This is a genomic window from Actinokineospora globicatena, from assembly GCF_024171945.1.
GTDB classification, from domain to species: Bacteria; Actinomycetota; Actinomycetes; order Mycobacteriales; family Pseudonocardiaceae; genus Actinokineospora; species Actinokineospora globicatena.
The window spans coordinates 1,039,066-1,057,855 of record NZ_JAMTCR010000004.1 but is presented as its reverse complement, the minus strand read 5'-3'; the positions used below and the strand labels follow the sequence as shown (position 1 = coordinate 1,057,855).

The following is an 18,790-nucleotide window of genomic DNA, read 5'->3' as shown; positions in this document are numbered from 1 at the left end:
GGCGGCATTGGTCCGCCAGAACTCCAACGCCAGTATCACCGCCCCCGCCGGCGTGAACCGCCGCCGCGGATCCCATGCCACCCTCGCGGCGAACACCGCACCCAACTCCCGCACCTGGGCATCCGACAACCCGGTGATATTCTGCGACACGCAACAGCCTCTATCGGTCGACGTCTTCCGTGGTAGGAAAACGATCTTACCGACAGGGGCTGTTGCGCTACCCAGAACCCAACCGCAGCCACATCACGCCTGAATAACCCGCATAACCCTCATCGAGCTCTTCGCATTCTCGCGTCAATCCGATGGCGCAGCCGAGGCGTCTACCGCAGCGCAGCGGAGGCACGAGACCCGGACTTCCCCCAGCTCAACGCCTACTCAGCCACGGCCGCCAAGATCAACCCGGCCCAAAGTCCCCCGAATACACAGCCTACCGAGGGGACGCAACGGCAGGAGAGGCTGAAAGTCGCCCCTGTGGACAACCAGTGGCGTTGTGGACAACTCCCCCAGCCCACTCCCCCACCAAAGACCGCCCTTACCCCACCAGAGACCGCCCTACCCGCGCAACGCCTCAATGGCCTTCAGGATCCGCTTGTCCGACACCGCCACCGGTGTCCCCAGCGTCTGCGCGAAATAACTGACCCGCAGCTCCTCAATCATCCACCAGATCCCCCGAACCTCCGGAGTCTCCCGCGCGCTGGGCCGCAATTCCTCCACGGCCCCGTGATAAGCGTCCTCCAGGTCCTGCACCGTATGCATCCAGGCCCGGTCCCGATCCGGCCGCTCCGGCAACTTGTCCAGCCGCCGCTCCACCGCCCGCAAATACCGCTCCACGTCAAGCAACCGCTCAACCCCGGTAGCCGTCACGAACCCCGGGAACACCAGCCCAGCAACCTGTTCCTGAATGTCCCGCAACGGCTCCACAAAGATCGGCCCCCGAGTACGCGACAACCGCGCCTGGACCTCGTTCCACGCCAGCACAACTTTGCGCACCCGATCCAGCACGTCCACCGTCGTCTCGTTCAACGACTTCCGGACGTTGTCGCGCAGAGCCGTGAACGCCGCCTCGTTCCACACCGGCCCGCCAGCGCGCGTCATCAAGTGGTCCACCGCCGCATCAACACAGTCCGCCAGCAACGCTGGTACGCCGCCGTGCGGGTTGTGGGACAGGGCCAACTTGGCCTGGTTGGACAGCGAGCGAACCACGAATTTGGTCGGTGCGGGGACGTTGAGCAGCAAGAGCCTGCGTGTGCCTGTCCACATCGCCGCGCGTTGGTCGGTGGCGGTGTCGAGCATGCGGACCGCGACGGTGGGGCCTTCGTCGACCAAGGCGGGGTAGGCGGTGACGACAAGGCCGTTCTGCGCGGTGCGGGCGACCTTGGGCAGGGTGCCGATCGTCCACGTTGTCAGGCCGTGCTTCTCCAGGTCGACTGTCGCCTCGGCCAGGGACGCGCGTAGTTGGGACTTCAGTTGGTCCTTGAGCGCCACCAGGTCCTTGCCCTGCGCGAGGGTCTTGTCGCCGTCGACGACCTGAAACGTGGTGCGCAGGTGGTCTGGTACAGCGGACAGCTGCCACGCGTCGCGGGGGATGACAACGCCGGTCAGCGCCTTCAGTTCCCGTCCGATGGCCTCCGGCAGTGACTCCTCGACGTCGCCCAGCTTTCGGACGACAGCGCGGGCGAAGTCGGGGACGGGGACGAAGTTGCGCCGCAGCGGCTTGGGCAGCGAGCGGATCAGGGCCGTGACGACCTCCTCGCGCTGCCCCGGTACCTGCAGCGAGAACCCGTCGCCCTCCAGCTGGTTGAGGACCGCGATCGGCACCCGCGCGGTGACGCCGTCGTCCGCGCGGCCCGGCTCGAACCGGTAGGTCAGCGGTAACGTCAGGCCGCGCTGGCTCAGCGCGTCCGGGAAGTCCTGTTCGCGCACGTCGGCGGCGGTGTCGTTGACCAGCATGGTCTTGGAGAAGGTCAGCAGGTCCGGCGCGTCGTGCCTGGTCTTCTTCCACCAGGTGTCGAAGTGCCTGCCGGAGACCACCTCGGCCGGGATGCGCTGGTCGTAGAACTGGAACAGCGTCTCGTCGTCGACCAGGATGTCGCGGCGGCGGGCGCGGTGCTCCAGTTCCTCCACCTCGCGCAGCAGCGCCCGGTTGTCGCGGAAGAAGTGGTGCCGGGTCTGCCAGTCCCCCTCGACCAGTGCGTGCCGGATGAACAGCTCGCGCGAGACCTCGGGGTCGATGCGTCCATAGTGGACCTTGCGGTCGACCACCAGCGGCAGCCCGTAGAGGGTCACCCGCTCGGTCGCGACCACCGAACCCTGGCGGGCCTCCCAGTGCGGCTCGCTGTAGGTGCGCTTGACCACGTGCTCGGCCAGCGGCTCGACCCACTCCGGCTCGACCCGGGCGCAGATCCGGCCCCACAGCCGGGTCGTCTCCACCAGTTCCGCCGCGACCACCCAGCGCGGCGGTTTCTTGAACAGCGCCGAACCGGGGAACACCGCGAACTTCGCGTTGCGGGCGCCGATGTACTCCTTGCCCGCCGGGTCCCGGAAACCGATGTGCGACAACAGGCCCGACAGCAGGGCGATGTGGACGTTGCGCGGCTCGGCGGGCACCTCGTTCGGGGTGACGCCCAGCTGCTTGGTCACCTGCCGCAGCTGCGAGTGGATGTCCTGCCACTCGCGGATGCACAGGTAGTTGAGGAACTCGGCCTTGCACTGCTTGCGGAACCGGTTGCCGGACAGCTCTTTCTGCTGCTCCCGCACGTACTGCCACAGGTTGAGGTAGCTGACGAAGTCGGAGTCCTGGTCGGCGAACCGCGAGTGCTTCTCCGCCGCCGCCTGCTGCTTCTCCTGCGGCCGCTCGCGCGGGTCCTGGATGGACAGTGCGGCCGCGATGACCATGACCTCGGTGACGCAGCCCGCCTTGTCGGCCTCGATGACCATCCTGGCCAACCGGGGGTCCACCGGCAGCTGGGCGAGCTTGCGTCCCAGCGCGGTCAACCGCTTGGCCGGGTCCTTCTCCGCCGGGTCGAGCGCGCCGAGCTCCTGCAGCAGCTGCACGCCGTCGGCGATGTGGCGGCGGTCCGGCGGGTCGATGAACGGGAAGTCCGCCATCTCGCCCAGGTCGGCCGCGCTCATCTGCAGGATGACCGAGGCCAGGTTGGTGCGCAGGATCTCCGGGTCGGTGAACTCGGGCCGGGCCAGGAAGTCGTCCTCGGCGTAGAGCCGGACGCAGATGCCGTCGGAGGTGCGGCCGCAGCGGCCCTTGCGCTGGTTGGCCGAGGCCTGCGACACCGGTTCGATCGGCAGCCGCTGGACCTTGAGCCGGTTGCTGTAGCGGGAGATCCGCGCGGTGCCCGGGTCGACGACGTACTTGATGCCCGGCACGGTCAGCGACGTCTCGGCGACGTTGGTGGCCAGCACGACCCGGCGGCCGCTGTGCGCCTGGAACACCCGGTGCTGCTCGCCGCTGGACAACCGCGCGTACAGCGGCAGGATCTCGGTGTTGCGCAGGTTCCGACCGGCCAAGGCCTCCGCCGTGTCGCGGATCTCGCGCTCGCCGGAGAGGAACACCAGGATGTCGCCCGGTCCCTCGGCGCACAGCTCGTCGACGGCGTCGAGGATGCCCTGGGTCTGGTCGCGGTCCGGGTCGGCGTCGGGGTCCTCCGGGTCGACCAGCGGCCGGTACCTGACCTCCACCGGGTAGGTGCGGCCGGAGACCTCGATGATCGGGGCGTCGCCGAAGTGCCGGGAGAAGCGCTGCGGGTCGATGGTCGCCGAGGTGATCACGATCTTGAGGTCCGGCCGGGACGGCAGCAGCCTGGCCAGGTAACCGAGCAGGAAGTCGATGTTGAGGCTGCGCTCGTGCGCCTCGTCGATGATGATCGTGTCGTAGGCGGAGAGCAGCCGGTCGTTCTGGATCTCGGCCAGCAGGATGCCGTCGGTCATCAGCTTGACCAGGGTCCGGTCGCCCACCTGGTCGGTGAACCGCACCTTCCAGCCGACGGTCTCGCCCAGCGCGGTGCCGACCTCCTCGGCGACCCGCTCGGCCACCGTGCGCGCGGCGATCCGGCGCGGCTGGGTGTGCCCGATGAACCCGCGCACGCCACGGCCCAGCTCCATGCAGATCTTGGGCAGCTGGGTGGTCTTGCCGGACCCGGTCTCACCCGCGACGATCACGACCTGGTTGTCGCGGATCGCGTCGCGGATGTCGTCGCGCCGCTGGCTGACCGGCAGGTCCTCCGGGTACTTCAGCGCGGGCACCGACGAGCGCCGCCGAGCCACCCGGGTGCGCGCGGTCTCGACCTCTTCGGCGATCTTGGCCAAGGCGGCCCGCTTGCGCTGGGGGTCCCTGGTCTTGCGCAGCCCGTCGAGCCTGCGGGCCAGCCGCCGCTCGTCCCGCAGCATCAGCTCGGGCAGGGCGGCGCGCAGGTCGGCGGATCCGACCGTGGTGTCGGTGGTGCTCATTTGCCCCCCAGCCTAGGCAATGGTGCCCGCCGGTCTCACCCCGGTTTCCCCGCCGCACCGCGACCACCTGCACAGAACCTCCACACACCACCCCGCGTGGGCGCACACGCCGCACCTAGAGTGCCCCCCATGGGCAACAGGCGCCGGGTCCTCGTGGTCGAGGACGAGCACACCATCGCCGCATCGATCGCGGCCCGGCTGCGCGCGGAGGGCTACGACGTCGACCTAGCCCACGACGGCCCGGCCGGGGTGGACGCCGCCGAGCGGACCCGCCCCGACCTGGTGGTGCTCGACGTGATGCTGCCCGGGTTCGACGGGCTGGAGGTGTGCCGCCGGGTCCAGGCGCGCCGTCCGGTGCCGGTGCTCATGCTCACCGCCCGCGACGACGAGACCGACCTGCTCGTGGGCCTCGGGGTCGGCGCCGACGACTACATGACCAAGCCGTTCTCCCCGCGCGAGCTCGTGGCCAGGGTGCACGCGCTGCTGCGCCGGGTCGAGCGGGCCGGGCAGAGCGAGCCGGGGCAGGCGCCCACGGTCGTCGGCGACCTGGAGGTCGACGCGGTGCAGCGCCGGGTGCGGCGGGCCGGGGTCGAGGCGCACCTGACGCCGATCGAGTTCGACCTGCTCGCCTACCTGGCCGCCCGGCCGCGCGCGGTGCAGCCCAGGGAGCGGCTGCTGGCCGAGATCTGGGGCTGGGGCGAGCCTGCCGGGACCCGCACCGTCGACAGCCACGTCAAGGCGCTGCGGCGCAAGCTCGGCGCCGACCTGATCCGCACCGTGCACGGCGTGGGCTACGCGCTGGAGGTGGCCGGGTGACCGCCGTGCGGAGCCGGGCGCTGGAGCTGCTGGAACTGCTGCCCCGGCCGCTGGACCCGGTGCGCTCGATGAAGCTGAAGATCAGCATCCTGCTGGTCGCCTCCGGCACCGCGGGCCTGGCCTACTTCTGGGCCGACGTGGGCTGGATCCCGGCGTCGACCTCGGTCACCGCGATCATCGGCGCGGTCGCGGTGTCGCAGATCCTGGCGCACGGCATGACCAGGCCGCTGCGCGACATGACCGCCGCCGCCGGGGCGATGGCCAGGGGCGACTACTCGCGCCGGATCCGGGTCACCGCCCGCGACGAGGTCGGCGCGCTGGGCCGGGCGTTCAACCAGATGAGCGCCGACCTGGAGGCCGCCGACCGCAACCGGCGCGAGCTGATCGCCAACGTCTCGCACGAGCTGCGCACCCCGATCGCCGCGCTGCAGGCCGTGCTGGAGAACGTGGTGGACGGGGTGAGCGAGCCGAACCCGGCCACCATGCGCACCGCGCTGGCGCAGACGGTGCGGCTGAGCAGGCTGGTGACCGAGCTGCTCGACCTGTCCCGCATCGACGCCGGTGCGCACCCGCTGCCGCGCGAACCGCTGCCCGTCGAGCCGCTGCTGGCCGACGTGGTCGCCGAGGCCGAGGTCAACGCCGCGGCGGTCGGCCGGTCGGCGGTCCGGTTCACCACCACGGTCGCCACCGACGCCGTGACCGTCACCGCTGACGGCGAGCGGCTGCACCAGGTCCTGGTGAACCTGCTCGACAACGCCGTCCGCCACGGCCCACCCGACGGCCGGGTGTGGGTCACCGCCGCCCGCTCCCCCGCCGGGCTGCTGCTGGAGGTCAGGGACGAGGGCCCCGGCATCGCCGTCGCCGAACGCGACCTGGTCTTCCGCCGCTTCACCCGCGGCGAGAAGGCCCTCGGCGGCGGCACCGGCCTGGGCCTGTCCATCGCCCGCTGGGTCATCGAACTCCACGGCGGCACCATCGCCGTAGTCGACTCAACCCGCGGCTGCCGCATCCGCATCACCCTCCCCACCTAGCGCCCGCCGATCCACCGCCACGCGCCCACCCCAGCCCCGGCTGCCCTCCCCAGCCCGGCCACCCCCGCCCCAGCCTCGCCGCTCAACGCCCGCCCGCCCCTCGCCCGCCTCACCCATCCGGCCCTTGGCCGCCCACCGCACCACCGCACCACCGCACCACCGCACCACCGCACCACCGCACCACCGCACCACCGCACCGAGCCAAACCCACCACAGGCCCCGCACCAACGGCACGAGCGCCACCGCCCCCTCCGCCGCCGAAGTGCCACGCGCCAACCGAGTTATCCACAGCCCCCACCGCGACCCGCCCATCCCGTCGCCCCCGGCCCGTAGGCTGTATATCGGGGGCTGCTCAGGCCGGTTCGATCTTGGTCGCCGCCGCCCGAACCCACCCCACGAGCCGGATCCCGGCTCGATCACCCCCGGTCCGCGCGGTAGCGGGTGATCGACTGGTGGGCCGGGTGTCCGTGTCGGACGGACCGGGAGTGGGGGGCCGCTGGGTACGGTGGCGGGCGTGGCAACGGAGACCGACATCGTCGTGGTGGGCGCCGGGCTGGCTGGGTTGACCGCGGCCAAGACCCTGGTGGAGGCCGGGCGCGAGGTCGTCGTGGTGGAGGCGGACGAGGCGCCGGGTGGGCGGGTGCGCACGGACCGGAGCCGGGGGTTGCTGCTCGACCGGGGGTTCCAGGTGCTCAACGCGGGCTACCCGGCGGTGCGCGACCTGCTCGACCTCGACGCGCTGGACCTGCGGCCGTTCCTGCCCGCCGCGCTGGTCAGCGACGACGACGGCCTGCACCTGCTGGCCGATCCGCTGCGTGAGCCGAGCAAGCTGCGCGAGACGCTGCGGGCCCCGGTCGGGTCGCTGGCCAGGAAGATGATGCTCGGCGCGTACGCCGCCGCGTTGGCCGCCGCGCCCGCGAAGGCGTTGCGGGACCGCGACGACCGGCCGTTCCGGGTGCGGCTCGCCGACTACGGGATCACCGGCCCGCTCTACGACCGGTTCGTCCAGCCGTTCCTGTCCGGTGTGTTCCTGGACCCGGAGCTGACGGTGCCGAGCCGGTTCGCCGAGTTCGTCGTCCGCTCGTTCGCGCGCGGCGTGATCGGCGTGCCCGCGGCGGGGATGCGCGCGATCCCGGACCAACTGGCCGCGTCGCTGCCGACCGACGCGATCCGCTACAGCTACCCGATCCGCGAGGTCCACCCGGGACGGGTCACCGGCGAGTTCGGGACGGTCACCGCCCGGCACGTGGTGATCGCCGTCGGCGGCACGGCGGCGCACGCGTTGTCCGGCGGCCGGATCGCGGCGCCGCGCACGCGCGGGTGCCTCACCTACTACCACCTCGCGGACTTCCCACCCGTCGCCGAGGCGGCCATCGTGGTCGACGGCGCGCGGCGGGGTCCGGTGGTGAACAGCGTGGTGCTGACCAACACCGCCCCCGAGTACGCCCCGGGCGGGACGCTGGTGTCGTCGACCGTGCTGGGCACCGAGGACCCCGGCGAGCAGGCCGTCCGCGCACACCTGTCGGCCATGTACCACCGCGACACCACGACCTGGCTGCACGTCCGCACCTACCGGATCCCCGAGGCCCTGCCCGTGCACACCGGCCCGCTGCGCAAACCCGTCGCCCTCGGCGACGGCGTCTACGTCTGCGGCGACCACCGCGACACCCCGTCCCTGCAGGGCGCCCTGGTGTCGGGCCGCCGGGCGGCCGCCGCCATCCGCGCCGCGGAGTAGCCGAGACGATTCGGCTGCCGAAACGCGCCGCTGGCCGCACACTGTGGGGATGGGCGTGTCCGAACGAGCAATGCGGGTCCTCGTCGTCGATGACGACCAGGACCTCGTCGACCTGATGGAGATGTGCCTGACGACCTACCAGGGGTGGGACGTGCAGGCCGTGACCTCGGGCACGGAGGCCGTGCACCGCTGCCGCGAGCACGCCCCGGACGCGGTTCTGCTCGACGTCGACATGCCCATCCTCGACGGCCCCGGCGTCCTCGCCGCCCTGCGCGCCGACCCCGACACCTGCGCCGTCCCCGTCGTCTTCGTCACCGGCGCCGCCGAACCCGACCTCAACCAACGCCTCTGCGCCCTCGGCGCCGCCGCCGTCCTCTCCAAGCCCTTCGACCCCCGCCGCATCGGCGCCGAGGTAGCCCTCATCCTCGGCTGGTAACCCCGGCGCGCGTCCGATCTCCTACCGGACCCCAGCCTCTCCGGAGCGCGAGCCCGGCTACCACCAAGGTCGGCCCTCGTCCTGTGGCCCGTCCGCGGGTACCAGCACCTCGAACACACTCCCCCCACCGGACGCGGGCATGGCGCGGATCGTGCCGCCGTGGGCCTCCACGATTCCCCGGGTGATCGCCAGGCCGAGACCTGCGCTGCCCGCCTTGCGCTGCCGGGGGACGTCGAACTGGACGAACGGTTCGAAGATCGCGTTGAGCCGGTCGGCGGGCACGCCGGGGCCGTGGTCGCGGACGGTGATGGTGGTCCAGTTGCCGGTCCGCTCGGCGGCGACCTCGACCTTGGTGCCCGGTTCCGACACCCGGACCGCGTTGGCCAGGAGGTTGGTCAGGACCTGCACCAGCCGGTCGGCGTCGCCGCGGACGTGCAGGGTGTCGGCGCAGGTGACGACGACCAGGACCTGGCCGGTGCGGCTGGCGTGCGCCACCGAGTGCACGGCGTGGTCGACCACCTCGGCGAGTGACACCCGGTCGAAGGTCAGCCGCAGGTCGCCCTTGCGCATGTGGTGCAGGTCGAGCACGTCGGCGGACATCCGGACCAGGCGGTCGGCGTTGCGGGAGGCGATGGCGACGAGGTTGCGCACCCGCGGGTCGAGGTCGCCGAAGTCGCCGGAGAGGGCCAGTTCCAGCGAGCCGCTGATGGAGGTCAGCGGGGTGCGCAGCTCGTGGCTGACCACCGAGACGAAGTCGGTCCTGGCGCGCACGGTGTCGGCCTCCCACTGGGTGGCCTGCACGACCGCGCACTCCAGTTCCACCCACGCCGCGAGGTCGCGCAGGCACTCGCGGTCGGCGTCGTCGAGCACGCGGGGGACCATGTCGACCGCGCACAGCGTGCCGACCAGGTGACCGGACGGCGCCGCGATCGGCTGACCGGCGTAGAACCGGATGTGCGGTTCGCCGACGACGTGCGGGTTGTCGGCGAAGCGCGGGTCGAGGGTGGCGTCCGGGATCTCCATCATGGTCGGCTCGGCGATGGCGTGCGAGCAGAACGAGACGCTGCGGTGGGTCTGCTCGGCGTCGAGGCCCACGCACGACTTGAACCACTGCCGGTCCACGTCGACCAGGCTGACCAGCGCGATCGGCACGTCGAGCACCCGCTGCACGAGCCGGGTGATCCGGTCGAACCGCTCCTCGCGCGGGGTGTCGAGCAGCCGCAGCGCCTTCACCGCGGCCAACCGCTGGATCTCGGAGTCCCATCCCGCACCGGACACGCGCACCCTCCCTGTTCCCCTCCTCCGAGTATCGAGGCGCTGACCAGGCACTTCACCTCCCAACCGGAGATGCGCCCGATCGGGTGACGCCCGCGAGTACCCGACCCGGCGATCCCGCGCAGGCGAACGAGTGTTCTAATTCACCGGATTCACCACGCGTCGTGAGAGGGAGTGGATCTTGTCCACCGAGACCGAGACCGAGCAGGCGGAGACCGTGGCGACCGAGTCGTCGGTGCCCGCCGCCGCGCCCGAGCAGCCTGTCGTCGCGGAGGCGCCCACCAAGAAGCCGAGGGTGCCGCGCGCCCAGAGCACGGCGAAGAAGACCCGCACCGTCGAGCTCACCCTCACCGTCACCGGCACCGCCGATGGCGAGTGGCAGGCCGAGCTCAGCCAGGGCGGCAAGCGGGTGCTGCAGGGGCTGCAGGTCCCCGCGGCCGCCGTGTCCCGGGCCGCGGCCGAGCTGCACGAGGACATCTCGAAGACCATCGAGTCCGTCCTCGACACCGCGCGCGAGCAGCACCGCGCGCGGATGGAGGAGCTCGAGGCGGAGCTGTCCAAGGTCAAGGCGGCCCTGGCCGACCTGCAAGAGGGCTGACCCGCACAGCGGCACACGGGCCGTCCACCCACCCGGGTGGACGGCCCTTCGCGTTCCCGGGGTCAGTTGCCGGTGAAGGTGGCTCGCCCGGGGCCGTCGGCGAGGAAGGAGCGAACGCCTTCCCGCAGGTCGGCGGTGTCGTAGAGGGCGGCGGCGGTGGCCGTGGTGTGGGCGGTGGCCTGGGGGACGCCCCCGGCCTCGAAGTGCCGGAGGATGGCCTTGGTGGCGGCGTGCGCGCGGGTGGGGCCGTCGGCGAGCAGGGTGGTGTAGGACAGGGCGGCGTCGGCGAACCCGGCCTCGGGGAAGACCTCGTTGACGACGTTCCAGGAGTACAGGGTGTCGGCGTCGTACTTGTCGCCGGTCAGCACCATCTCCTTGGCGCGGGCGACCCCGGCGCGGGCGGCGAGGCGCTGGGTGCCGCCCATGGTCGGGGTGAGGCCGATGACGTTCTCCACCAGCCCGAACCGCGACTCCCGCACCGCCAGCAGCAGGTCGCAGGCCAGCGCGATCTCGAACGCCCAGGTGAGGCAGAGGCCGTGCGCGGCGAACACGGTCGGGCAGTCGAGCGCGGCGATCCGCTCCGGCAGCTCGATCATCACGTCGAACAGCGCCTTGGCCTCGGCCGCCGACCGCTGCGCCGCGAACAGCGCCACGTCGACCCCGCCGCTGACGATGTCGCCGCCCGCCTTGATCAGCACCGCCCGCGGTGGCCGGGCCTGCACGTCGTCGAGCGCCACCGCGAAGCTCTCGTGCAGCTCCACGGTGTAGAGGTTCAGCGGCGGGTTGTCCACCGTCAGCACGGCGACCCCGCCGACCCGCTCCACGACCACACCCACAGCGAACTCCCTCACTCGGTCGGTTCCGCCCTAATGGCTATCACGCACCGCCCCACCCCGCCGGACGCCCTGCGGCCCAGGGGGCGGCGACGCGCTTCTACAGTGGGGTCTTCACTCGAGTGGGGATGGGTCATGGTTGACGACGAGGTGGGGATCGACCCGCAGCGGTTGCGGGAGTGCCTCGCCGTGTTGGCGGAGGTCGACGGGTTGCCGCCGGAGCACCCGGACGCGGTCGCGGTGCGGCGGGCGACGGCGCGGATCTTCAAGGAGGTCCGCAAGCAGCGCAAGCAGGCCAAGCGCGCGGCGGTGACGGCGGCGGACGACGCGGTGACGGCGGCCACCGCGACCGGGGCGCCGAACCGGATCGACGACGAGACCCAGGGCATCCCGCTGGTGTCGAGCGCGCCGGGGGCGATCGCGGGCGTGTTGCAGCGCGCGCGGGCCTGCTACACCTGCAAGCGCCGCTACCACCAGGTCGACGCCTTCTACCACCAGCTGTGCCCGGAGTGCGCGGCGTTGAACCGGGGCAAGCGCGACGCGCGCACCGACCTGACCGGCCGCACAGCGTTGCTCACCGGCGGCCGCGCCAAGATCGGCATGTACATCGCGCTGCGGTTGTTGCGCGACGGGGCGCACACCACGATCACCACCCGGTTCCCCAGGGACGCGGTGCGCCGCTTCGCGGCGATGCCCGATTCGGCGGACTGGTTGCACCGGTTGCGGATCGTCGGCATCGATCTGCGGGACCCGGCGCAAGTTGTCGAGTTGGCGGACAGCGTTGCGGCGCGCGGGCCGCTGGACATCCTCATCAACAACGCGGCGCAAACCGTGCGCCGCTCCCCCGGGTCGTACGCACCGCTGGCCGCCGCGGAGCACGATCCGCTGCCGCACGGTCCGCTGCCCGAGGTGCTGACGCTGGGTGAGTCCAGCGCGGCCCACCCGGCGGCGTTGATCGCGGGCGAGCACACACCACACGACGTGCACCCGTTGACGGCGCTCGCGCTCACCGCGGGGTCGGCGAGCCCCGAGCGGGTCGCGGCGAACACCGCCATCGACGCGGGTGGGCTGGTGCCGGACCTGCACGACGTCAACAGCTGGACCCAGCGGGTGCACGAGGTCGACCCGCTGGAGCTGCTCGAGGTCCAGCTGTGCAACCAGACCGCGCCGTTCATCCTGGTGAGCAGGCTGCGCCCGGCGATGGCGGCGGCGCGGGCCAGGCGCAAGTACGTGGTCAACGTCTCGGCGATGGAGGGCCAGTTCAGCCGGGCCTACAAGGGGCCGGGGCACCCGCACACCAACATGGCCAAGGCCGCGCTGAACATGCTGACCCGCACCAGCGCCGAGGAGATGCTCACCGACGGCATCCTGATGACCGCGGTGGACACCGGGTGGATCACCGACGAGCGGCCGCACCCGACCAAGCTGCGGCTGGCCGACGAGGGTTTCCACGCCCCGCTCGACCTCGTCGACGGCGCCGCGCGGGTGTACGACCCGATCGTGCGCGGCGAGGCGGGCGAGGACGTCTTCGGCTGCTTCCTCAAGGACTACGCGCCTTCGGCCTGGTAGCCGCCGCAACCTCTTGCGCGCCAACACGTCTTTGTGGACAAGAAGACGGCGAAGGGGTGGGGACGATGAGCAAGCGGGCACTGGGTGGTTTAGCGGTCGGCGTGGTGCTGGCGGCGGGCGCGGTGGGGTGCACCTCGGTGCAGGCGGCGGACCAGAAGCCGACCGTGGCGACGACGTCCGCGGCGGAGAAGTCGAGCGGGTCGACCGACGCGGGCACCGACTCGGGGTCCACCGAGGAGAGCTCGGCGGCGACGGGCACGCGCAAGCCGACCACGTCCGCCAAGCCGACCACCACGCACAAGCCCACGACCACGACGACCACCGCGGCCAAGCCGATCACCACCGGCGCGAAGGTCGTCAGCTTCACCGTGGTCAGCAAGCCCGCCTGCCCGGTGCTGGCCAAGCCCGGCGCCCCGTACTCCTCCCCCGGCGCCCCCGTGGTGATCGCCTGGAAGGTGACCGGCGCGGACGGCGCGGCGATCTCGGTGGACAGCCCCGGGATGTACGGGTCCTACGGCAGCGACTACGCCGCCTCGGGCCAGCTGGAGCTGTCGTTCCCGTGCGACACCACGCCCGGCAAGACCACGCACACGTACACCGTGTGGCCCAAGGGCGCGAAGACGGTGTCGCAGTCGCTGACCGTCAGCGCGACCAACAACACATGAGCAGCGTCCACAGTGGAACCAAAGCCGCACGGGTGAACCGCGCCGGAACGGGTACCTCCCGGGTACGTCCTACCGAGAGGCCCGTGGTCACCGTGCGCAAGTACTTCCTCGAAGCGTTCCTCGCCACCGCGGGGGCCGCCGCCTGCGGCGCGGTCTCCTACCACTCCGGCGGCTCCACCACTTGGACGGTCATCGCCATGCTCCTCGGCGGCGTCGCCATCGCCTGCTTCGCCGCCAGCCTGACCTCGTCGACCCGCAAGCCCGACGCCCAGGACATCACCATCCCGACCCAGCGCCGCCGCCGCGGCCCGCGCAGGCTCGGCACCCGCCGCCTCTTCGGCAGCAGCCCCACCACCACCGCCGCCCCGCGCCCCCGCCAACTCAACTGACGCCGGGGCCCAGAGCCAGAGGCGAAACAGGGCGGATCGCCACAGCACGCTGGAACAGCCCTGGAAACGCGACCTGCCTCGAGCACGCCTAAACGACCCTCGCAGGGTCTCGTCGGAAGCCGCACGGGCGGCTCGACAGGTGCCGTGACCTGCGACAACAGGGCCTAGCGGGGCAGTTTCACCACGGTCACGAAGAACTCATCGATCTTGCGGATGATCTCGATGAAGCGGTCGAAGTCGACCGGTTTGGTGACGTAGGCGTTGGCGTGGAGCTGGTAGCTGCGCAGGATGTCCTCCTCGGCCTCCGAGGTGGTCAGGACGACGACCGGGATCATGCGGAGTTCGGCGTCGGCCTTGATCTCGGCGAGGACCTGCCTGCCGTCGAAGCGGGGGAGGTTGAGGTCGAGCAGGATCAGGTCCGGGCGGGGGGCGTCGGCGTACTGGCCCTCGCGGCGCAGGAAGCTCACCGCCTGCTCGCCGTCGCGCACCACGTGCAGCTGGTTGCGGATCTTGTAGTGCTCGAACGCTTCCCGCGTCATCAACACGTCGCCGTCGTCGTCCTCGACCAGCAGGACGTCGATGACCTTGATGGCGGTGGGGTCGGTCATGGTTGCGCCTTCTCCGTGGGGGTCTCGCCGAGGGTACTCGCCGCACCGGCGGGGTCGTCGGCGACGGGCAGGGTGAAGCGGAACCGGGTGCCGCCGCCCTCGGGCGGGTCGAGCCAGATCCGGCCGCCGTGGTACTCGACGATCTTGCGGCACATGGCCAGGCCGATGCCGGTGCCCGGGTAGGCGTCCTTGCCGTGCAGGCGCTGGAAGATCACGAAGACCCGCTCGGCGAACTCCGGTTCGATGCCGATGCCGTTGTCGGTGACGGTGAACAGCCAGTGCTCGCCGTCGCGCTCGGCGGAGATCCGGACCAGCGGCGGGTCGGTGCCGCGGAACTTGATGGCGTTGCCGATGAGGTTCTGGAACACCGCGGTCAGCAGCGGCGCCTCCCCCAGCACGGTCGGCAGCTCGCCGACCTCCACCACGGCGTCGGCGTCGGCGACCGCCTCGGCGAGGTTGACCTCCGCCTGGGCCACCAGGTCACCGGCGGCGACCGGCACCCGGTCGCGGGCGTGCCGACCGACCCGGCTGAACGCGAGCAGGTCGTTGATCAGCACCTGCATCCGCTTGGCGCCGTCCACGGCGAAGCCGATGTACTGGTCGGCGCGCTCGTCGAGCTGCCCCTTGTACCGGCGCTCGAGCAGCTGGCAGAAGCTGGCGACCTTGCGCAGCGGTTCCTGCAGGTCGTGCGAGGCGACGTAGGCGAATTGCTCCAGCTCGGCGTTGGACCGCTTGAGGTCCTCGGTGCGGGCGTCGAGCGCGGCGTTGACCTCGCGCTGCACCGACACCTCCGCCAGGATCCGCCGCCGCATGGAGTCGACGTCGCCCGCCAGCTCGGTGACCTCGCGGGGCCCGTTGACCCGCAGTTCGTGCTGGAAGTCGCCGTCGGCCACCCGGCGCACGCCGCCGGTCAGCTGGGCGATCGGCCCGGCGACCGCGCCGCGCAGCACGATCGCGACCAGCAGGAACACCAGCAGCAGCACACCGGCGATGCCCGCGCACACGATGACCAGGGTGTTCGCGGCGTCGGCCAGGTCCGCTCGGCCCGCCTCGCGCGCCAAGTCGAGTTCGCGCTGCAGCCCGCCGACGGCCGCGCGCACCGCGTCGAAGCGCCGCTTGCCCTCCTCGGACTGCTCGTCGCCGCTGACCCCGGAGTCCCGGATGCGGTCGATGGTGGGCTCGGCGTAGTCGACCCGCCAGCGCTCGACATCGGTCTCGATGGCGGTGATCCGGTCGAGCAGGTCGGCGCGGACCACGATGGTGCGGCGCAGGTTCTCGATCGCGGCGTGCTGCCGCTCGATCCCGGAGTCGTAGGGCTCCAGGAACTCCGCCTTGGCCGTCAGCGCATAGCCGCGCAGCCCGGTCTCCTGGTCGACGAGCGAGGTGTCGAGCCGCAGCGCGTGCTGCACCGCGGGGTCGACCCGGTCGACGATGGTGGTGCGCGCCTCGGTCAGGCCGACGATGGCCAGCGACCCGGCGACCACCGCGCCGACGAACACCAGCACCAGCACGCCGATCGCGACCGAGAGCCAGCGGCGCAGCGGCCAGCGGGACCCGCCGACCAGGCGCGGGACGAGCTCAGGCATCGGGGCCGCCCGCGATCCGGCTCAGCAGCACCGCGGCCACGTCGTCGACGAGGTCGCCGTCGTTGAGCCTGCACGCCTCGCGGATGAGGTCGTCGAGCACGGTCCGCCGCCAGCCCGGCCCGGCCGCCGCGAGCCCGCCGACCAGCTCGGCGAGCCGGGTGGAGCCGAGCCGCTCGGAGGTCGTGTCGTCCATGTGGCCCTCGATCAGCCCGTCGGTGTAGAGCAGCACCGACCAGTGCTCGCCCAGCTCCACCGTCGCCGACGGCCAGCTCGCCTTGGCGCGCACACCGAGCGGGACGCCGACGGGCGCGTGCAGCAGGCCCACCTGCCCGTCGGAGACCAGCACCGGCGGCGGGTGGCCCGCCAGGCGCAACCGGGCGGTGCGGCGGTCCGGGGCGACCGAGAGCATGCAGACGGTGGCGAACAGGCCGTCGAGGTGGCGCTCGTGCAGCAGGATCCGCTGCATGGTGGTGAGGACCTCGTCGACGGGGCGCTGCGCCAGCACCAGCGCGCGCCAGGCGACGCGGAGGTGGACGCCGAGCGCCGCCTCGTCCGGGCCGTGGCCGCAGACGTCGCCGATCACCGCGTGCACGGTGCCGTCCTCGGTCTCCACCAGGTCGTAGAAGTCGCCGCCGAGCAGCATCCGCTGGCTGCCGGGCTGGTAGGTGACGTCGCGGTCGATCAGCGGGTCGGTGAGCACCGGGGTGGGCAGCAGGCCGCGTTCGAGCCGGGCCTTCTCCTTGGCGTAGAGGCGTTCCTCGCGCAGCTGGCGCTGGATCTCCTCGCTGCGCACGCGTTCCACCGCATACCGGATGACTCTGGTCAGCAGGTCGCCGTCGACCTGGCCCTTGACCAGGTAGTCCTGGGCGCCCGCCGCGACGGCGGCCACGCCCTGCTGCTCGTCGGCCAGGCCGGTGAGCACGACGACGGCGACGCCGCCACCCGCCTGCTCCAGCTTGCGCAGCCCCTGCAGGCCGCTGGCGTCGGGGAGGCCGAGGTCGAGCAGCACGCAGTCCTGACCGGCCAGCAGCGGCTGCGCCTCAGCCAGCGACTGGGCCCTGGTCAGCCGGATGGGGGCGTCGACGTCGGCGAGCAACTCCTCCACCAGCAGCGCGTCACCGGCGTCGTCCTCCACCAACAGGACGCGAACCACGTCCCGCGACGCCACAACAGCATCCATACACACCGGCTCCAGGCACTCTGGGCGTCTCTTCAGTCGCCAGATGGTAGCCGTGGACCGATCCCGTGACCGGGGGGCGCGCCCTAAACGTGAAACTCGCGACCCCCTGGACCAGGCCTAGATCACCGCGCTGTAACCGTTGATCGCGGGCTGGCCACCCAGGTGGGTGTAGAGCACGGTGTCGGTGCTCGGGATCTCGCCGGTGCTGACCAGGTCGATCAGCGCGGCCATCGACTTGCCCTCGTACACCGGGTCGGTGATCAACGCCTCGGTGCGCGCGGCCAGCCGCATCGCCGAGAGGGTCTCCTCGTCCGGCACGCCGTAGGCACCGGCGTGGTAGCGCTCGTCCAGGATGACCTCGTCGGTCAGCTCGGTCTCGAGCAGCGCGGCGGTGCGGTGGGCGATGCGCTGCACGGCGGCGCGGGTCTCGGCGGGTTTGGCGCTGGTGTCCACGCCGATGACGCGGCGCCGCTCACCGAGCGCGGCGAACCCGGCCAGCATGCCCGCCTGGGTGCTGCCGGTGGCCGAGGCGACGACGATGGTGTCGAACCGGATGTCCGCCGCGCGCTCCTGCTCGACCAGCTCCGCCGCCCAGCGGGCGAAGCCGAGGCCGCCGAGCGGGTGGTCGGAGGCGCCTGCCGGGATCGGGTACGGCTTGCCGCCCGCGAGGTCGATCTCGGTGAGGACCTGCTGGTAGCTCTCCTTGATCCCGATGCCGAAGCCCGCGGTGACGAACCGGGAGGTGGCGCCGAGCAGGCGGCTCAACTGGACGTTGCCGACCTTGTCGTAGACCGAGTCCGGCCAGTCCACCCAGGACTCCTGCACCAGCACGCACTTGAGCCCGAGCCGCGCGGCGACGGCGGCGACGGACCTGGTGTGGTTGGACTGGACGCCGCCGATGGACACGAGGGTGTCGCACCCGGTCGCGATCGCGTCCGCGGCGAGGTACTCGAGCTTGCGGACCTTGTTGCCGCCGAAGGCGAGGCCGGAGTTGCAGTCCTCGCGCTTGGCCCAGACGCGCGCGCCGCCGAGGTGCTCGGTGAGCCGGGTCAGCGGGTGCAGCGGGGACGGGCCGAAGGTGAGCGGGATGCGGGGGTGGTCTGCCAGCGCCATGCGCCGACCATACCCCTGATGGGGGTTATGGCTGGGGTTATTTCGGGTGTACCGGTCACTCGGTGGTGCCCGCGCGGCGGTGGATGTCGGTGAGCAGCGCGGCCAGGCCCGGCGGCAGCTGGTTGGCCGCGTCGGTGGCGCCGGGCAGCCGGGTCGGGATGGGCGACTCGACGACCAGGTCGCGTTCGGCGGCCGGGTGCCGCCAGGTGCCCGCGTGCCCGGCCGGGCACGGCAGTTCCATCTGCGCCAACTCGGTCCCACCGCGACCGTCCGGTCGGGGCTGGTGCCAGCGGATGACGCCGTCGGGTCCGCAGTGGTGCGGGCACGGCGCGCCCGTGCGGTCCGGGGGATCAGGCGGCACGAGGCACCTGGCCGATCCCCCCGCACCGCGGGCAGAAGTCCTTGCGGTTGGGGGCGAGCCCGGAGCCGAGGCACTCCGGGCACTCCCCGGTCCGCACCGGGAGGCGAGGTTGACCGTGCACCGTCATGGTGTTC

At 71.9% G+C, this 18,790-nt stretch carries 16 protein-coding genes; 8 read left to right on the top strand and 8 right to left on the bottom strand.

The window, feature by feature from the left end; genetic code table 11:
- Window positions 1–552 precede the first annotated feature (552 nt).
- Entirely contained in the window at window positions 553–4,461 is a 3,909-nt protein-coding gene (gene hrpA, locus LV79_RS23620) for an ATP-dependent RNA helicase HrpA (RefSeq protein WP_253840348.1), read from the bottom strand.
- A 129-nt stretch (window positions 4,462–4,590) separates the two neighbouring features.
- Between hrpA and LV79_RS23615 the strand changes: the two genes are divergently transcribed.
- The 4 genes from LV79_RS23615 to LV79_RS23600 all read left to right on the top strand — a co-directional run bounded on the left by LV79_RS23615 (window position 4,591) and on the right by LV79_RS23600 (window position 8,479).
- Window positions 4,591–5,277, top strand: coding sequence for a response regulator transcription factor (locus LV79_RS23615; RefSeq protein WP_253840347.1), 687 nt, complete (start codon window positions 4,591–4,593; stop codon window positions 5,275–5,277).
- A gap of 5 nt (window positions 5,278–5,282) precedes the next feature.
- Window positions 5,283–6,308, top strand: coding sequence for a HAMP domain-containing sensor histidine kinase (locus LV79_RS23610; protein WP_372495429.1), 1,026 nt, complete (start codon window positions 5,283–5,285; stop codon window positions 6,306–6,308).
- Window positions 6,309–6,822: 514 nt separating this feature from the next.
- Window positions 6,823–8,043, top strand: a complete 1,221-nt coding sequence (locus LV79_RS23605) for an NAD(P)/FAD-dependent oxidoreductase (RefSeq protein ID WP_253840346.1) — start codon at window positions 6,823–6,825, stop codon at window positions 8,041–8,043.
- Window positions 8,044–8,098: 55 nt separating this feature from the next.
- A complete protein-coding gene (locus LV79_RS23600) occupies window positions 8,099–8,479 on the top strand; it encodes a response regulator (protein ID WP_253840345.1) in 381 nt (126 codons plus the stop codon).
- 57 nt (window positions 8,480–8,536) lie between these two features.
- Here LV79_RS23600 and LV79_RS23595 read toward each other — a convergent pair whose 3' ends face one another.
- Complete coding sequence (locus LV79_RS23595) at window positions 8,537–9,757, bottom strand: GAF domain-containing sensor histidine kinase (protein ID WP_253840344.1); 1,221 nt, start codon at window positions 9,755–9,757, stop codon at window positions 8,537–8,539.
- Window positions 9,758–9,935: 178 nt separating this feature from the next.
- On the opposite strand from LV79_RS23595, the gene LV79_RS23590 reads away from it, so the two are divergent.
- On the top strand, window positions 9,936–10,352 hold the full coding sequence (locus LV79_RS23590) for a DUF6319 family protein (protein WP_253840343.1): 417 nt from the start codon (window positions 9,936–9,938) through the stop codon (window positions 10,350–10,352).
- 62 nt (window positions 10,353–10,414) lie between these two features.
- Here the strand turns inward: LV79_RS23590 and LV79_RS23585 are convergent, their stop codons facing one another.
- Window positions 10,415–11,188: an enoyl-CoA hydratase/isomerase family protein gene (locus LV79_RS23585; RefSeq protein WP_253840342.1), complete on the bottom strand. Its 774-nt coding sequence runs from the start codon at window positions 11,186–11,188 to the stop codon at window positions 10,415–10,417.
- Window positions 11,189–11,320: 132 nt separating this feature from the next.
- Between LV79_RS23585 and LV79_RS23580 the strand changes: the two genes are divergently transcribed.
- The 3 genes from LV79_RS23580 to LV79_RS23570 all read left to right on the top strand — a co-directional run bounded on the left by LV79_RS23580 (window position 11,321) and on the right by LV79_RS23570 (window position 13,808).
- The gene (locus LV79_RS23580; protein ID WP_253840341.1) at window positions 11,321–12,754 is read left to right on the top strand and encodes an SDR family NAD(P)-dependent oxidoreductase; all 1,434 of its coding nucleotides are present in this window, start codon (window positions 11,321–11,323) and stop codon (window positions 12,752–12,754) included.
- A 65-nt stretch (window positions 12,755–12,819) separates the two neighbouring features.
- Window positions 12,820–13,419, top strand: a complete 600-nt coding sequence (locus LV79_RS23575) for a hypothetical protein (protein ID WP_253840340.1) — start codon at window positions 12,820–12,822, stop codon at window positions 13,417–13,419.
- 83 nt (window positions 13,420–13,502) lie between these two features.
- Complete coding sequence (locus tag LV79_RS23570; protein WP_253840339.1) at window positions 13,503–13,808, top strand: hypothetical protein; 306 nt, start codon at window positions 13,503–13,505, stop codon at window positions 13,806–13,808.
- A 164-nt stretch (window positions 13,809–13,972) separates the two neighbouring features.
- Here the strand turns inward: LV79_RS23570 and LV79_RS23565 are convergent, their stop codons facing one another.
- The 5 genes from LV79_RS23565 to LV79_RS23545 form a co-directional block, all read right to left on the bottom strand.
- Complete coding sequence (locus tag LV79_RS23565) at window positions 13,973–14,416, bottom strand: response regulator (RefSeq protein WP_253840338.1); 444 nt, start codon at window positions 14,414–14,416, stop codon at window positions 13,973–13,975.
- A complete protein-coding gene (locus LV79_RS23560; RefSeq protein WP_253840337.1) occupies window positions 14,413–16,002 on the bottom strand; it encodes a sensor histidine kinase in 1,590 nt (529 codons plus the stop codon). Before LV79_RS23560 ends, LV79_RS23565 begins: the two co-directional genes overlap by 4 nt.
- Window positions 15,995–17,182 carry a PP2C family protein-serine/threonine phosphatase gene (locus LV79_RS23555; RefSeq protein WP_253840336.1) on the bottom strand — a complete coding sequence of 396 codons (1,188 nt, stop codon included), beginning with the start codon at window positions 17,180–17,182 and terminating at the stop codon, window positions 15,995–15,997. Before LV79_RS23555 ends, LV79_RS23560 begins: the two co-directional genes overlap by 8 nt.
- A 117-nt stretch (window positions 17,183–17,299) precedes the next feature.
- Entirely contained in the window at window positions 17,300–18,295 is a 996-nt protein-coding gene (locus LV79_RS23550) for a 1-aminocyclopropane-1-carboxylate deaminase (RefSeq protein ID WP_253840335.1), read from the bottom strand.
- A gap of 55 nt (window positions 18,296–18,350) precedes the next feature.
- Entirely contained in the window at window positions 18,351–18,656 is a 306-nt protein-coding gene (locus LV79_RS23545; RefSeq protein ID WP_253840334.1) for a hypothetical protein, read from the bottom strand.
- Window positions 18,657–18,790: the final 134 nt, after the last annotated feature.

Bases quoted from the DNA above. Each gene is read 5' to 3' on its own strand.
- hrpA (WP_253840348.1), bottom strand. From the start codon at position 4,461: ATGAGCACCACCGACACCACGGTCGGATCCGCCGACCTGCGCGCCGCC.
- LV79_RS23615 (WP_253840347.1), top strand. From the start codon at position 4,591: ATGGGCAACAGGCGCCGGGTCCTCGTGGTCGAGGACGAGCACACCATC.
- LV79_RS23580 (WP_253840341.1), top strand. From the start codon at position 11,321: ATGGTTGACGACGAGGTGGGGATCGACCCGCAGCGGTTGCGGGAGTGC.
- LV79_RS23575 (WP_253840340.1), top strand. From the start codon at position 12,820: ATGAGCAAGCGGGCACTGGGTGGTTTAGCGGTCGGCGTGGTGCTGGCG.
- LV79_RS23565 (WP_253840338.1), bottom strand. From the start codon at position 14,416: ATGACCGACCCCACCGCCATCAAGGTCATCGACGTCCTGCTGGTCGAG.
- LV79_RS23560 (WP_253840337.1), bottom strand. From the start codon at position 16,002: ATGCCTGAGCTCGTCCCGCGCCTGGTCGGCGGGTCCCGCTGGCCGCTG.
- LV79_RS23555 (WP_253840336.1), bottom strand. From the start codon at position 17,182: ATGGATGCTGTTGTGGCGTCGCGGGACGTGGTTCGCGTCCTGTTGGTG.
- LV79_RS23550 (WP_253840335.1), bottom strand. From the start codon at position 18,295: ATGGCGCTGGCAGACCACCCCCGCATCCCGCTCACCTTCGGCCCGTCC.